The organism is Saccharopolyspora erythraea NRRL 2338 (assembly GCF_000062885.1).
Classification (GTDB): domain Bacteria; phylum Actinomycetota; class Actinomycetes; order Mycobacteriales; family Pseudonocardiaceae; genus Saccharopolyspora_D; species Saccharopolyspora_D erythraea.
The window spans coordinates 5,429,916-5,443,585 of the sequence record NC_009142.1 but is presented as its reverse complement, the minus strand read 5'-3'; the positions used below and the strand labels follow the sequence as shown (position 1 = coordinate 5,443,585).

At 68.3% G+C, this 13,670-nt stretch carries 13 protein-coding genes and 1 pseudogene; 6 read left to right on the top strand and 8 right to left on the bottom strand.

Annotated elements, in window-relative coordinates; translation table 11 throughout:
* The first annotated feature begins 5 nt into the window (after nt 1–5).
* Both SACE_RS23605 and SACE_RS38200 read left to right on the top strand, forming a co-directional pair.
* The gene (locus SACE_RS23605; RefSeq protein WP_009949252.1) at nt 6–1,058 is read left to right on the top strand and encodes a DUF6282 family protein; all 1,053 of its coding nucleotides are present in this window, start codon (nt 6–8) and stop codon (nt 1,056–1,058) included.
* Complete coding sequence (locus SACE_RS38200) at nt 1,030–1,320, top strand: hypothetical protein (RefSeq protein ID WP_011874487.1); 291 nt, start codon at nt 1,030–1,032, stop codon at nt 1,318–1,320. The genes SACE_RS23605 and SACE_RS38200 overlap by 29 nt, the downstream gene beginning before the upstream one ends.
* On the opposite strand, the gene SACE_RS40260 is transcribed toward SACE_RS38200, so the two are convergent.
* Together SACE_RS40260 and SACE_RS23595 are read right to left on the bottom strand one after the other, a co-directional pair.
* On the bottom strand, nt 1,238–1,660 hold the full coding sequence (locus SACE_RS40260; protein WP_372491186.1) for a helix-turn-helix domain-containing protein: 423 nt from the start codon (nt 1,658–1,660) through the stop codon (nt 1,238–1,240). The genes SACE_RS38200 and SACE_RS40260 overlap by 83 nt on opposite strands.
* A 121-nt stretch (nt 1,661–1,781) precedes the next feature.
* Entirely contained in the window at nt 1,782–2,984 is a 1,203-nt protein-coding gene (locus tag SACE_RS23595) for an MFS transporter (protein WP_009949257.1), read from the bottom strand.
* A gap of 89 nt (nt 2,985–3,073) precedes the next feature.
* Between SACE_RS23595 and SACE_RS23590 the strand changes: the two genes are divergently transcribed.
* Nucleotides 3,074–3,415 (top strand): ArsR/SmtB family transcription factor, encoded by a 342-nt coding sequence (locus tag SACE_RS23590; RefSeq protein WP_009949258.1) that lies wholly within the window; start codon nt 3,074–3,076, stop codon nt 3,413–3,415.
* Nucleotides 3,416–3,897: 482 nt separating this feature from the next.
* Here the strand turns inward: SACE_RS23590 and SACE_RS23585 are convergent, their stop codons facing one another.
* Nucleotides 3,898–5,421 carry a DUF2267 domain-containing protein gene (locus SACE_RS23585; RefSeq protein WP_009949260.1) on the bottom strand — a complete coding sequence of 508 codons (1,524 nt, stop codon included), beginning with the start codon at nt 5,419–5,421 and terminating at the stop codon, nt 3,898–3,900.
* 291 nt (nt 5,422–5,712) lie between these two features.
* Here SACE_RS23585 and SACE_RS23580 point away from each other — a divergent pair, with 291 nt between their 5' ends.
* Together SACE_RS23580 and SACE_RS36755 are read left to right on the top strand one after the other, a co-directional pair.
* Entirely contained in the window at nt 5,713–6,177 is a 465-nt protein-coding gene (locus SACE_RS23580) for a DUF6653 family protein (RefSeq protein WP_308196713.1), read from the top strand.
* Nucleotides 6,178–6,263: 86 nt separating this feature from the next.
* Nucleotides 6,264–6,998, top strand: a complete 735-nt coding sequence (locus tag SACE_RS36755; protein ID WP_081468438.1) for an alpha/beta fold hydrolase — start codon at nt 6,264–6,266, stop codon at nt 6,996–6,998.
* A 129-nt stretch (nt 6,999–7,127) separates the two neighbouring features.
* Here SACE_RS36755 and SACE_RS23570 read toward each other — a convergent pair whose 3' ends face one another.
* The 4 genes and pseudogenes from SACE_RS23570 to SACE_RS23560 all read right to left on the bottom strand — a co-directional run bounded on the left by SACE_RS23570 (nt 7,128) and on the right by SACE_RS23560 (nt 11,969).
* Nucleotides 7,128–8,693: an alanine/glycine:cation symporter family protein gene (locus SACE_RS23570; protein ID WP_009951585.1), complete on the bottom strand. Its 1,566-nt coding sequence runs from the start codon at nt 8,691–8,693 to the stop codon at nt 7,128–7,130.
* Between the two features lie 367 nt (nt 8,694–9,060).
* A pseudogene (locus tag SACE_RS40255) lies at nt 9,061–9,256 on the bottom strand (hypothetical protein); the annotation flags it as partial.
* Between the two features lie 77 nt (nt 9,257–9,333).
* Complete coding sequence (locus SACE_RS23565; RefSeq protein WP_011873748.1) at nt 9,334–10,428, bottom strand: IS630 family transposase; 1,095 nt, start codon at nt 10,426–10,428, stop codon at nt 9,334–9,336.
* A gap of 35 nt (nt 10,429–10,463) precedes the next feature.
* Nucleotides 10,464–11,969 (bottom strand): SulP family inorganic anion transporter, encoded by a 1,506-nt coding sequence (locus SACE_RS23560; protein ID WP_011874484.1) that lies wholly within the window; start codon nt 11,967–11,969, stop codon nt 10,464–10,466.
* A gap of 351 nt (nt 11,970–12,320) precedes the next feature.
* On the opposite strand from SACE_RS23560, the gene SACE_RS23555 reads away from it, so the two are divergent.
* Nucleotides 12,321–12,728, top strand: a complete 408-nt coding sequence (locus SACE_RS23555) for a MerR family transcriptional regulator (protein WP_009951236.1) — start codon at nt 12,321–12,323, stop codon at nt 12,726–12,728.
* Nucleotides 12,729–12,893: 165 nt separating this feature from the next.
* On the opposite strand, the gene SACE_RS23550 is transcribed toward SACE_RS23555, so the two are convergent.
* On the bottom strand, nt 12,894–13,544 hold the full coding sequence (locus SACE_RS23550; RefSeq protein ID WP_009951237.1) for a LysE family translocator: 651 nt from the start codon (nt 13,542–13,544) through the stop codon (nt 12,894–12,896).
* Nucleotides 13,545–13,670 lie beyond the last annotated feature (126 nt).

The following is a 13,670-nucleotide window of genomic DNA, read 5'->3' as shown; positions in this document are numbered from 1 at the left end:
ATCCTGTGAACACCCGAACTTACAACGGCCCTCTGATCGACCTGGCCGGGGCCGTCGACCTGCACTGCCATCCGTACCCCGACCTGTTCCCCCGCCTGGCCGACGACTTCGACATCGTCCGCGCCGCCCGGGACGCCGGCATGAAGGCCATCGTTCTCAAGTGCCACCACGAGAGCACCGTGTCCCGCGCTTACCTGGTGCAGCGAGTCATCCCCAACATCCGGGTGTACGGCGGGATCGTGCTCAACTACTACGTCGGCGGCATCAACGCGGCCGCGGTCGAGGCGGCTCTGCGGCTCGGTGGCAAGGAAGTGTGGATGCCGACGGTCGACGCCGGCTACCACGCCCAGATGCACGGCGGCACCGGCGGGTACGACTCCCAGGCGGGCGGACGCAGCCGAGCGGAGGGCATCTGGATCGCCGATTCCGACGGCAAGCTCAAACCCGAGATCAAGGAGGTGCTCGAACTGGTCGCCTCCTACGGCGCCATCCTGGGCACCTGCCACCTCGCGCCGCGCGAGATCGTCGCGCTGGTCCGAGAGGCCCGCGACGTCGGGGTGGAAAAGATCGTCGTGACTCACCCCTACTTCAAAGTGCCCAACCTGGACCTCGACACGCTGGAGGAGATCGCGCGCCTCGGGGCCATGCCGGAGTTCGGCTACTGCACCGTGTCTCCGGCCTGGCACTACGCCATCCCGGAGAAGATCGCGCACAGCATCCAGCGGATCGGGGCCTCGAGATGCCTGTTGGTCTCCGACACCGGCCAGCGCCACAACCCGCTGCCTTCGGAAGCCTTGCGCATCTTCGCGCAGACCGTGTTCGAGAAGGGAGTAGCGGAGGCCGATGTCACGCGCATGATCACGCGCAACCCGCTCGACCTGATCGAGTACGCCAACGACGCCGGCCCGTCGCAAGCCGACCTGGCCTGGGCCCGGTCGCTGGTCGAGGACCCGTGCTCCTACACGGGCCACGACTGGCACGAGATTCCGAGCGCCCGGCACGAGGTGTCTCCCGAGCCACTTGGCAGTCATGATGATGCCGCACGATCCCGGAGGTGACCGGAACACGCTGGACCTCAGCGATCGCCTGGAACGAGGAGTCGTCACCGCGATCGTCGCTCTGGCAGGGCTCCTCCAGCTGGTGGTCGTGGTGGTCATGGTGTTCGGCCATTTCGACCCGGGCCTGTTCGTCATCGCCTTCGCCGCGCTCACGACCTGCGCGTGGTTGATCATCCGGGTCAATTCATCGCACAGCCAATCGCGCACGAAGCCCCACGAGCCCGACCCGTGGTCAGGCTCCACCGCGCACTACTCACCGTGAGGGGCGTGTTGCCGACGGCGCAGCCACGCCTGCTCCGGGATCCGGGCCGCTGGGTCCAGGCGCTCGAGTGGTGTGGACGTGCACCGTCGGGCCACTCGCGGGGCCCTCGGTCGCCCGCGGCCTGGGGGCGCTCAGCGGGGGAGACCTGCACCGGTGGCAGGCCCTGCTCGCCGAGCAGCTCCGGCAACAGCACACCGATGCTGTCGGCGATGCGGACCGCGACGGTGAGGCTGGGCTCGCGCTCGCCACGCTCGATCTTGGACAGGGCCGCGCGCGACACCCCGCTGCGCGCTGCCAGCGCTTCCAACGTCATCCGCGCCTGATGACGTCGCGACCGCACCCGGGCCCCGAAGCTCGCATCCACAGCACAGCTCTTACCATGCCCGAACGCCGCGGACACCCACAGCGCCGGGACGAGCACGTCGCACAGTGGCCGCTGCCCTCCGCCCACCCAAGGGTGATCAGTGTTCGAAATCCTGCCGTTTGGCGACGAAAGCGCCTCCTAGCAGCGCGGCGAGGGCGACCGCGACGCCGAACGCGGTCGCTGCGGACGGCAGGCCGATCCCGTCGCTGAGGTATCCGGCGAGCACTGGCAGCACCCCGGCTGGGAGGTAGCCGCCGGCGTTGAGCGCGGCGTTGGCCTCGGCCAGGCGGGTTGGCGGCACCGACGCGCCCAGCAGGGAAAGCCCACCGAGCTGTCCGAGTCCCTGTCCGGCGCCGGCCAGCAGCGCGGCCAGCACCAGCGCGGGCACGGAGGCACCGTGCACCGCCACGAGAAGGCTCACCATTGAGCCGATCGTGGCGCCCGCGCTGAGCAGGAGGATGCGGCGCACCGCAAGCCCGCGCACCGCGAACTGCACCGCCGTCGCGGCGGTGAACAGCACGAAGATCGTCGCGCCGGACACGATCCGGTTGTCGGTGCCGAGCAGGTGCGACAGCAGCGACGGGCCGAGCGAGAGCACGAACCCGACCGCCGAGATTCCCGGTGCGAACGCGGCCAGCCCCAGTGCGAGCTGTCGCCGGTTCGCGCGGGGTACGGCGGGCAGCCGCACCCAGGAACCACCGGCCGAGGCGGTGCGCCGGGGTAGCGGCATCCGGACCATGACCAGGAACGCCGTGGCCAGTACCGCTGCGACCAGCACGAACACCGCGACCGTCGGGCCGGGGAGCGTTTCCGACAGCACCCCGGCCAGAAGCGGCCCGAGTCCGGCGCCGAGGACCATCGCGGTCGAGCCCAGCAGGGAGGCCAGCCGGGACCGCCGCGGTCCGGCGACGTCGGAGACGGCGGCGGTTCCGGCGGACAGGATCGCGCCGACGGCGATCCCGGTGAGCAGCCTGGCCAGCACCAGCGTCGGCACCGTGGTCGCGGTGGCGAAAAGCAGGCACGCGAGCGCGCCGAGCAGCAGCGCGGGCAGCAGGATCGGCTTGCGTCCCAGGCGGTCGGAGGCGATTCCCGCGACCATCAGCGCGCCCAGCAGTCCGACGATGTAGGCGGCGTAGACGACCGTCACCACGCCTGCGGAGAAGCCGATCCGGTGCTGCCACAGCACGTAGAGCGGAGTGGCGGCGTTGGACAGCACCATCACCGCGGTCACCGGCCACGCGGCCAGCCAGATCTCCCGGCGGGGTGGTGCGGGCGCCGGTGCCGGCAGGACCTGCGTCATGAGAACTCCTCGTCATCCCTTGTACGATCAGACTCGAACTTAGTCATCAGTACGAGAAAAGTCGTACAGGAGATCGCGAGGTGTAAGCGATGTCACCGCGTGCCGCCGGGGCCGACCTGCCCGCGCCGCTGCCCGAGCCCGCCGTGGAGAACCTGCGGTTGGAGACCGTGTTCGGGGCGCTGTCCGACCCGCTGCGCCTGGAGATCGTCCGCAGGCTGCTGCTCGAGTCCGAAGACTTCGACCACACCTGCGGCTGGTTCGGCTTCGACCGCCCGAAGTCCTCGCTGACCCACCACTTCCGCGCGCTGCGCGACGCCGGCCTGCTGCGCCAGCGCCAGTACGGCCTGGAGCGGCGCAGTCACGTCCGCGTCGACGACCTCAACGCGCGGTTCCCCGGGCTGCTCGACCTGGTCGCCGCGTGGAAGCCCTGACGGCTTGCGTTGTGTTGGGCCGGGTGTCCAGGACTGGTCTGTGAATCGTGTCTCCATCGAACAAGATCAACTCACGTGAAGCCTGTGCGCCGACAGGCTGAAATCGGGCCCGTGCAGTGCGGCACTCGGGCTGTTCGGGCTGTTGGTGTTCCTCCCGCTGTTCTTCACCCACACCACCGGGCTGTCGCTAGCGGAGTACCTGCCGCTGGTCAGCCTCATGTACGGGGCGAACCTGCCGCTGGCTTGATCTTCGGAGGGATCGGGGACCGAAGGTCGGACTGCAACCCCTGCGGCTCTTCGGAGCGGCCCCGCCGGCTCGGGGCTGAACCGGCGGGGCCTTGGTCTCCGCCGCGTCCGGACACGGAAGAGACCCGCTCTGGGCGTTCCCCGGCGAGGCGATCCCGAAGCACGCGTCAGTACGGCCGTGCTGACCTCCGTGCGACGCGCGCCCCAACCTGCACGAACCTGTGCGCGAGTCAAGCTCATGATGCGTGGTGTTCGGTTTGCTGTTGCCGGTGTTGTGCACGCTTGCGCCGTTCCTGTTCGCGTTTGCTGTAGGTGGCGCGCATGACGGCGTTCCTAGTCTCCAGACTGGAGCCGACAGCACCGGCGATGGTGCCCATGGAGCTTGCCAGCCACACCAGCGTCGCGTAGTCGCCGGCGTCGGCGGGGTGGCCCAGCACGGCCGAGAGGTAGGGGGTCGCGGTCACGGCGAGCGAGGCCAGCCATGTCAGGGCGAACAGGACGATGTACATGCACGCCACGCCGATGAACAGGGTGAGGAGGGTGGCCACGTTGTACAGGAAGGCTTCTTCGCGCGTGTTGCGGTCGCGCCCGCGTTCCCAGAGGCCGTTGTCGATGACCAGCCACGTCACCATGGCCGAGATCGCGACGAACGAGATGAGCGCGAGCCGGGCGGTCGACAACGCGTCGGCCATCGACCACATCGTGGGGTAGAAGATCCCGAACGCGGCGGTGGCCATGGCGGCGGCGATCGCCTTGGACAGGCTGGGGACCAGTCGCCACGGGCGGTTGTCGCGCGCCATCCCGCACAGCAGCCGGGCTCTGCCGCGTACGCCGCTGAGGGTCAGCTGTACGTCGACGTCGCTGGAGGGGACCTGCCTGACCGGTGAGATCCGTTCGGTCGCGCGGCGGGCGACGTGGTGGTGGGACGGCGCCAGCGGCCGGTGCCCGCTCAGGCCGTACTTCTCGCGCACGACCATGCCGATGATGTGGACGAGCACGTTGGCCAGGTGCGGCAGCAACCGCGCCCATCCGATGGCGGGAAGCGAGGCCAGTGCGACGCCCTCCTCGGCGCGGATGTCGGCGACGACCGGCTGGGTGCCGTTGCGGCGGGGCAGGTCGGTCAGGCACACAATGACGTCCCACCCTTCGGCGGGCATCCGCTCCCGCGCCCGTTGCTCGATCGGAATCCGGCCGTCGCCGTCCAGGGTGAGCTCGTCGGTGCTCACCTTGATCTCCCATGTGGTCTCATCGGACACCTGCCGGGCGAGCATGTCCGGCAGGCGTTGCGCGACCTGCCCCGCGAGTGCTGTGGGCGGCCCGGGGTCTGCTTCCAGTCCGATGACCACGCGATCGGAAATCGTCATCTGCTGCGTTTCACGCGAGTTCGGGATGTCCGAACAGAGGTGCGTAGTTGGTGGGCAACTGGCTGAGCACGTGGTTGAGCTGCCCCCTTCGATGCTCTCGGCCACCGTGGTGAGCACCGCGCTCGCGTCGGAGCGGACCGCTTCGGCTCCGGCCTTGTCCAATCGGCTGGAAATCTTGTCGAGGAACTCGTCCACGCTGAGTGACTGGGCGGAGTCCCGGACCGACAGCAGACCGGCGATCCCCTCGGGGAGCTGGGCGGCGAGATCCTTGGCTTCGTCGCCGGTCAGGCGCTCGCCGAGGGTTTCCAGCACGGCACGTACGGCGTGTGCGGCCTGCTCTTTGCCTTCGTACTCGCCGCGTTGCTCGACCTTGGCGAGGAACTCGTCCTTCTTCACAGCGGCCTCCGGCTGGCGAGATGCACTTCCCACCTTGGGGCTTGCACGTCGTCGGAACCGCGAGTGCCTCAGCCCGTCAGCCGGAACTCCACCGCTCGGAGAGCCTGCGCCCTCGTCGGCGAGGCCGGAGGGCGTGGGGCGACGTCGGACGGGAACCGGGTGGTTGCCGTCGCCGGGACTCGTCGGACGGCGTGGAGGCGGCAGGGGACTGGTGGGGGCAGCCCTGGAGGCGTACGGTGATCGGCGGTGTGCCGGGAAGTCTGGTCGGCGTGTTGTTGACCGGTCTTCTGGATGGAGCACTCGCTGATGAGATCAGCACGGCTGTTCGCTCGCCTTCGCCGCGCGGTGTTCGCTCGGCATTCGAATCCCTGGAGCGCGTGGTCCCGTTGGTTGACCGCGCCTGTGGTCCTGGTTCCGGTGTGGACGCGGAGCCGGCGGCACGCCGTGGTCGTCGGCGTGTGGTTCGCGCTCAACCCGGTCGTCTTCCCCGCGCCCGCTGACCAACGAGCGTGGGCGACGAGGGCCATGCTGGGTGAGGAGCTGTGGATCGTCGCCCGTCCCAAGGACGCGGCGTTGGCCGTGAACGCCGCGGCCACCGGTGCGGGACTGGTCGCGCTGGTCGCTGCCAGGCGGCGCCGTCCGGTCCCCGCTGGTGCGGCGACCGTTGCCCAGATGCTGCTGTTGCTCGTGTACTGGGAGCTCATGGCGCGCTACTTCGAGGCGCACCGCGATGCCGGGGAGGGCTGCTGGAGCTGATCTACCGGACCCGGGCGGGACAGCAGGAGATCGCTCGCTGGTGCAGCGATCGGCTCGACCAGTGGCACATTCCGCACACCCGCCGGATGCTCGCGGTGCGGGGCGTTGCCACACACGTGGTCACGGCCGGAGAGAGCGGTCGCACGGTCGTGTTCCTTCCGGGCACGAACTTCAGCGCCGCCACGTGTCTCCCGCCGGCGACCGCGTTGTGCGCGCGTGCCCGGGCCGTCGTCGCAGACCTTCCCGGTCAACCGGGATTGAGCAGCGCAGAGCGGATTCCGCGGGGTGCTCGACTGCAGTGGTACGGGCGCTGGCTCACCGAACTGATCGACAAGATCTCGGATGAGCAGGTCGTGGTCATGGGGCATTCCCTGGGGGCCGCGATCGCGCCGGCCAGTGACTCGCCGCGGGTCGGACGCCAAGTTCTGGTCTCGCCCGGTGGCCTGACCAGGCTTCGGCTCAGCCCCGCCGTCGTCAACGCCTCGGCGGCGTGGGTTCTGCGTCGCAGCCCGGCTGTCGGCGCCGGACTGCTCCGCACGATGCACGGCCCGGACCACACGCCACGCCGGATGCTGGTCGACTGGATGACTCTCGTGGCCAAGCACGTCCGCACCAGCACCGACCCGGGCAAGGCTCCGATCGGTGCTCCCGACGTGGACCGGTCCGTCCTCGTCGGGGACCACGACGTGTTCCTGCCAGTACGCGCTCTCGCGCCGGCGGTTCGCGACACCCTCGGGATCGAGCCGCACGTCGTTCCTTCGGCGGGACATCTGGTGATCGAGGAACAACCCGCCCGGCTCGTGAGCGCATGTCTTGGCTGACCCGGAAACCGAAGCCTCAGCGGATTCTTCACGCTCCCCGCCGTAGGACTCCGCCCCGTAGGGGAAATCCCGGCCGCGAGACGGTGCCCGGACAGCGGCACCGTCTCGCGGTCCTCGCCCGCTGCCGGGTCAGCCGGTCTTCTCGAGCTTCCTCACCTCACCGCTGCGGATCTTGGCGCGGTACTCGGCGAGTTCCCGCTTGACCACGGGGATCATGATGTACAGGCCGATGATGTTGAACAGCGCCAGCGCGAACAGCACGGCGTCGGCGAAGTCGAGGACGCTGGTCAGGGTCAGCACGGATCCGACGACGACGAACAGGCAGAACACGACGTTGTAGATGTGCTCGCTGGCCTTGTTCTTGCCGAACAGGAACAGCCACGCGCGCTGGCCGTAGTAGCCCCAGGTGATGATCGTGGAGACCGCGAACAGGACCACGGCGACGGTCAGCACGTAGGGGAACCACGGCAGCACCGTGGCGAACGACTCCGAGGTGACGGTGACGCCGTCCGGGGTGTCGCCGCCCGCGATGACGGTCGCCTGGGCGTCCTGCCAGAACTGGGTCTTGGCGATCACGATGGTCAGCGCGGTCATGGTGCAGATGATCACGGTGTCGATGAACGGTTCGAGCAGCGCGACGAGGCCCTCGGTGACCGGGTGCTGGGTGCGCACGGCGGAGTGGGCGATCGGGGCCGACCCGAGGCCGGCCTCGTTGGAGAACGCCGCGCGCTGGAACCCGACGATGAGAACGCCGATCGCACCACCGAACCCGGCGGCCGGGGTGAAGGCGCCCGCGATGATCTCGACGACCGCGCTCGGCACCGAGGTGATGTTGACGCCGATGACGATCAGGCAGGCGGCGATGTAGATGACGGCCATGGCCGGCACCAGCTTGCTGGTCACCGCGCCGATGGACTTGATCCCGCCGATGATCACCAGGCCGACGACGATCGCCAGCACCACGCCGAACACCAGCGCCGCGCCGTCCCCGCCCAGCGGGCCGGTGTCGCCGCCGGTGACGTCCCGGAGCTGGGCGAAGGTCTGGTTGGCCTGGAACATGTTGCCGCCTGCGATGGCGAAGAACAGGATCATCAGGGCCGCGAGCACCGCGAGCACCTTGCCGATCGCCGCGCCGGCCGGGCCGGGGATGCGTTCGGCGAGGCCCTTGCGCAGGTAGTGCATGGGGCCGCCGGAGACGGTGCCGTCGGCGTCGATCTCGCGGTACTTCACGCCGAGGGTGCACTCGACGAACTTGGTGGCCATGCCGAGCAGACCGCACATGATCATCCAGAAGGTGGCGCCGGGGCCGCCGATCGTCACGGCGACGCCGACGCCGGCGATGTTGCCCAGACCCACGGTTCCCGACAGCGCCGAGGACAGCGCTTGGAAGTGGTTGATCTCGCCGGGTTCGTCCTTGCTCGTGTACTTGCCCCGGACCAGGTCCACGGCGAGTTTGAACGCGCGGATCTGGATGAACCCGAATGTCACCGTGAACACGGCTGCGGCGATCACCAGCCACGCCACGATCCAGGGGAAGGTCACGCCGAACACCGTGACCTCTCCGAAGACGAGGTTGTAGAAGGCGTCCTTGATCGGTTCGAACGCGGAGTTGATGGTGCTCTCGATGTTCCCGAGCGTTCCGCTCTCGCTGGTGAGCGCGGGCGGGTTCGCGGCTGCTGCACGTGTCTCGGCCATTCGAAGAGTTCAGCACCGCGTGTTGCGCGCCATAAGTCTGAGATATCTCCTAAGTGTGAAACCGAGGCCGTCTCGTTGCATGAAAGTGTTGATCGACACTTTCCGTAGTCGGCTGGTTGCGATTCGAATTCGTCGGGATTGGTTCGACTTTTCCTTGCAGGTCAGGCGAAGGAAGGGCAGCGGTCGAATTGCGAGCGTCGCCAGGTGGCAGGGTGGCGGGGCCGACGACGATGGGACGGAGGTCTCCGTCCCCAAGCGCATTCTGCTGCCACTGCAGCAATGGCCGCTGTCGCCCAGGGCCTGTCCTCAAAGCCGGATGACGATTCGGCGCTCGTAGGTGGTCGGGTCGAAGCGGTGGGTGGCCGCCGGTACTGCCTCGGCGTTGTCGGCGGGCTTGCTGGTCGGCGCGTTCGGGAATGGTGGCCTGGATGCCGCGGCGTCGTAGGTAGCCGCGGATCGCGGCTGGAGTAGCCCTTGTCACCGTGCCCAGTGCGGGGCGGTCCGGCGCCTGTGTACGACCCGGTGGTGCGACGGGCTCCGGCAGCGTGCTGGTGGGCACGCACGATGCCGCGTCGGTCAGATCATGCCTGCGCACCATGGCCCGTGATCACAACAGGCCAACCACATCCGCGTTGCACTACTAGTGTCGTGAGTCGTTAATTCGTTGGCAGTAGGCTGCGAGGGTTTGGAAGATTTCGTCGGCGGTCTTGGTCCAGACGAAGGGTGTGGGGTCGGCGTTCCAGGATTCGATCCAGGCGCGGACGTCTGCTTCGAGTTCGGTGACGCTGCGGTGGGCGGATCGGCGGAGTTTGCGGTTGGTCAGCTCGGCGAACCACCGTTCGACGAGGTTGAGCCAGGAGGCGCTCGTGGGGGTGAAGTGCACGTGGAAGCGCGGGTGGCGCAACAACCATTTCTTGATCACGGGTGTCTTGTGCGTCGCGTAGTTATCACAGATCAGGTGCAAGTCCAGTTCGGCGGGAGTGTTCTTGTCGATGGTCTTCAGGAATTTCAGGAACTCCTGATGGCGGTGCCGCCGGTAGTGCTGGCTGATGATGGATCCGGTGGCCACGTCCAGGGCGGCGAACAGGCTGGTGGTGCCGTGCCGGACATAGTCGTGGGTCATGCGCGCCGGGGTGGTGGGCATGACCGGCAGGATCGGCGCGGTGCGATCCAGAGCCTGTATCTGGGATTTCTCATCGACGCAGAGGACCAGGGCGTTTTCCGGTGGGTCCAGGTAGAGGCCGACGACGTCTCGGACCTTTTCCACGAACAGCGGATCGGTGCTGAGCTTCCAGGTCTGCACCAGGTGCGGCTTGAGCTCAAAAGCCCGCCAGATCCGGGAAATCGCCGTCTGCGACATCCCGACCGCGTTCGCCATCGAACGAGTCGACCAATGCGAGTCCTCGTTCGGCGGCGCCTCCTCCAGTGTCTTGGCGATCACGGTTTCGACCTGTTGGTCAGTGATCGTGCGCGGGGCACCCGGCCGGGGCTCGTCCGACAATCCCTCCAGGCGATCAGCGACAAAGCGGCGGCGCCACTTCGTCACCGTCGGAGGGGAAATCTGCAACTGCCGCGATACGTCCATGTTGGACACTCCCTCGGCGCAGGCGAGCACGATCCGTGCCCGCAACGCCAACGCCTGCGCGGTTTTCGGGCGACGCGCCCACCTCTGAAGCGTCTCCCGTTCAGCGTCCGTCAACGCCAAATCGGGCAAACGCGGACCTCTACGACCCATCACCAAAACATACAACAAACTTCCAACTCAGGACACTAGTGGCTGGGTGTCAGTTCGCCGCTGAGCTTGTCGTGGAGGTGGGCGCTGGGCTCGTTCAGCCCGATGATCTCGACGGTCTTGTCGCGCTGGGCGTACTTGGTCTCGATGGCGTCCAACGCGGCGACGGAGGAGGCGTCCCAGATGTGGGCCGCGGACAGGTCGATGACGACCTCGGGGGGATCGCCCGCGTAGTCGAACCGGCCGACGAGGTCGTTGGAGGAGGCGAAGAACAGCTCCCCGGTCACCCGGTAGACCACGCTGGTGCCGTCGGGGGCGGAGACGGCGGTGACCTCGGCGAGATGGGCCACCCGCCTGGCGAAGATGACCATAGCGGTGATCGAACCGGCGACGACGCCGATGGCCAGGTTGTGGGTGGCGACCACGCAGACCACGGTCATCACCATGACGGTGATCTCCCCGGCGGGCATCCGCCTGAGCGTTTTCGGGGCGGTGGAATGCCAGTCGAACGTGGTGAACGAGACCATGACCATGACCGCGACCAGGGCTGCCATGGGGATGTCGGAGACGACCGGGCCCAGCGCGATGCACAGCACCATCAGGAAGGCGCCGGCGAGGAAGGTGGACAGGCGGGTCCGGGCGCCGGAGACCTTCACGTTGATCATGGTCTGGCCGATCATGGCGCAGCCGCCCATGCCGCCGAAGAGCCCGGTGACGATGTTGGCGATGCCCTGGCCGATGGATTCGCGGGTCTTGTTGGAGCGGGTGTCGGTGATGTCGTCGACGAGTTTGGCGGTCATCAGCGACTCCATGAGGCCGACCAGTGCCATTGCGAAGGCGTAGGGGGCGATCGTGGTGAGCGTGTCCAGCGTGAACGGCACGTCCGGCAGGCCCGGCACCGGCAGGGAGGAGGGCAGGGCGCCCTTGTCGCCGACGGTCGGCACCGCGATCCCGGCCGCGACGGTGATGACGGTGAGGACCACGATGGACACCAGCGGTGCCGGAACGATTGTGGTGACCTTCGGGAACAGCACCATCAGCGCCAGCCCGGCGGCGATCAGCGGGTAGACGGCCCAGGGCACGCTGGTCATCTCGGGGACCTGTGCCATGAAGATCAGGATGGCCAGGGCGTTGACGAAGCCGACCATCACGCTGCGCGGCACGAACCGCATCAGCTTCGCCGCGCCCAGCGCGCCGAGGGCGATCTGGAACACCCCGGCGAGGATGACCGCGGCGACCAGGTAGCTGAGGCCGTGTTCGCGGTTCAACGGTGCGATCACCAGGGCGACGGCACCTGTCGCGGCGGAGATCATCGCTCGGCGCCCGCCGACGATCGCGATGGTCACCGCCATGGTGAACGAGGCGAACAGGCCGATCGCCGGGTCGACACCGGCGATGATCGAGAACGAGATCGCCTCGGGGATCAGCGCGAGCGCGACCACCAGGCCGCCGAGGATCTCGGTGCGCCACACCTTGGGATCGGAAAGCCAGTCGGGGCGCAGGCCGCGCGGACGCGCGGCGGAGAACACAGCTGAGGAAGGCAAGGAAACAAACCTGTCGTACTCGGGCACGCCTGAGGTGTGCGGGAACGGCGCGCAGGATGGCCAGCGCACGTGGAAGGGCGCGTGTGGGCTGGAGGGGGTGCGGAAGCCGACGCGGCGGCAAGCGAGGCCGGGTGTCGCCTCAGCCGCGATGCATCACGGCGCCGACACGAGCAACACGCGCACGATCTCTCCTGTGGAACAACGAATCGTCGCCGGGGGCGTCATCGGCCCCGACACGGCACAGGCGGGCCGACCCTGCCCGCGATCGCCGGAACTCTACCCTAACGTTAGGGTAGAGTCGCGCGGGGCTGCGGTCTGGTGCCGCCCCGGCCGGAGCGGAAGGGCCCGAGCGTGGACGGCAGGCACATGCAGATCGGCGAAGTCGCCGCGCGCACCGAGTTGTCCTTGCGCACCATCCGGCACTACGAGGAGACCGGTCTGGTCATCCCATCGGCCCGGTCGCAGGGCGGCTTCCGCCTCTACGGCGAGCGGGACGTCGAGCGGCTCATGGTGATCCGCCGGATGAAGCCGCTGGGCTTCACCCTGGACCAGATGCGGGACCTGCTGGAGATCACCGACCGCCTGGACGCTCCCGAAGGCGTGCCCGACGCGGAGCGGGCAGCCCTGCTGGACCGCCTGCGGGAGTACGAACGAGCCGCAGCCGGACGCGTGCAGGAACTGCGGACCCAGCTGAGCCGAGCCGAGGACTTCGCCGAGACCCTTCGCATCCGGCTGCGAAGGGCCCGGTCTGCCGGCTGACGGCTGCGTTCACGGCTCTTCGGGGTCGACGACATCGGCGAGTGCATCCAGTCCCGCTTCGATCGGCCGCTGGTGCGCACCAACTCGGCCAGCAAGCCTCGTCGGAGGGGGGGCTGCGATGTCGCAGTGGGGCGTACCGAGCGCTTTGTCCGCGAGTGGGGTTGATCAGGGTGTGGCGGTCACGGCACGGGAGCGGTCGGTGGCGAGGTGCAGCGCGAGTCCGCCCAGGACAGTGCCCATCACGTAGCGTTGGATGCGCAGCCACGACGGGCGGGCGCCGAGGAAACTCGCGATGGATCCCGCCGAGAGCAAGATCAGTGCGTTGACGGTGAACGCGATCGCGATCTGCACCGATCCGAGCACGAGGCTCTGGGCGGCCACGGACCCGCGCGCGGGGTCGACGAATTGCGGGAGAAGTGAGATGTAGAGGACCGCGATCTTGGGATTGAGCAGGTTGGTCAGCAGTCCCATCGCGAACAGCTTGCGCGGTGGGTCGGGGCGCAGCGTGCGCGGTTGGAACGCCGACGTGCCGCCGGGTCGGACCGCCTGCCACGCCAGATACAGCAGATACGCCGCCCCGGCCAGTTTCAGGGCGGTGTAGACGGCCGGAACGAGGGCGAACACCGTGGCGATGCCGGCGGCCGCCGCCGCGAGGTACACGAGGAAACCGACGACGACGCCGACCAGCGAGATCATGCCCGCGCGTCGGCCCTGGGTGATCGAGCGGGACACCAGGTAGATCATGTTCGGACCCGGCGTCAGCACGAGACCCAGCTCCACGACGGCGATTCCGATGACGGCGGACAGGCTGACCATGACGCTCAACCTACTGCATCGTTGAGCGGCGCCGACTGGTTTTCAACGTTCGTGGGCGCACGGACTCCCGCTCCGGAGAGCAGCAGACCAGACGCCCCGCCGGATCAGCCAAGACCTGGACGTTGA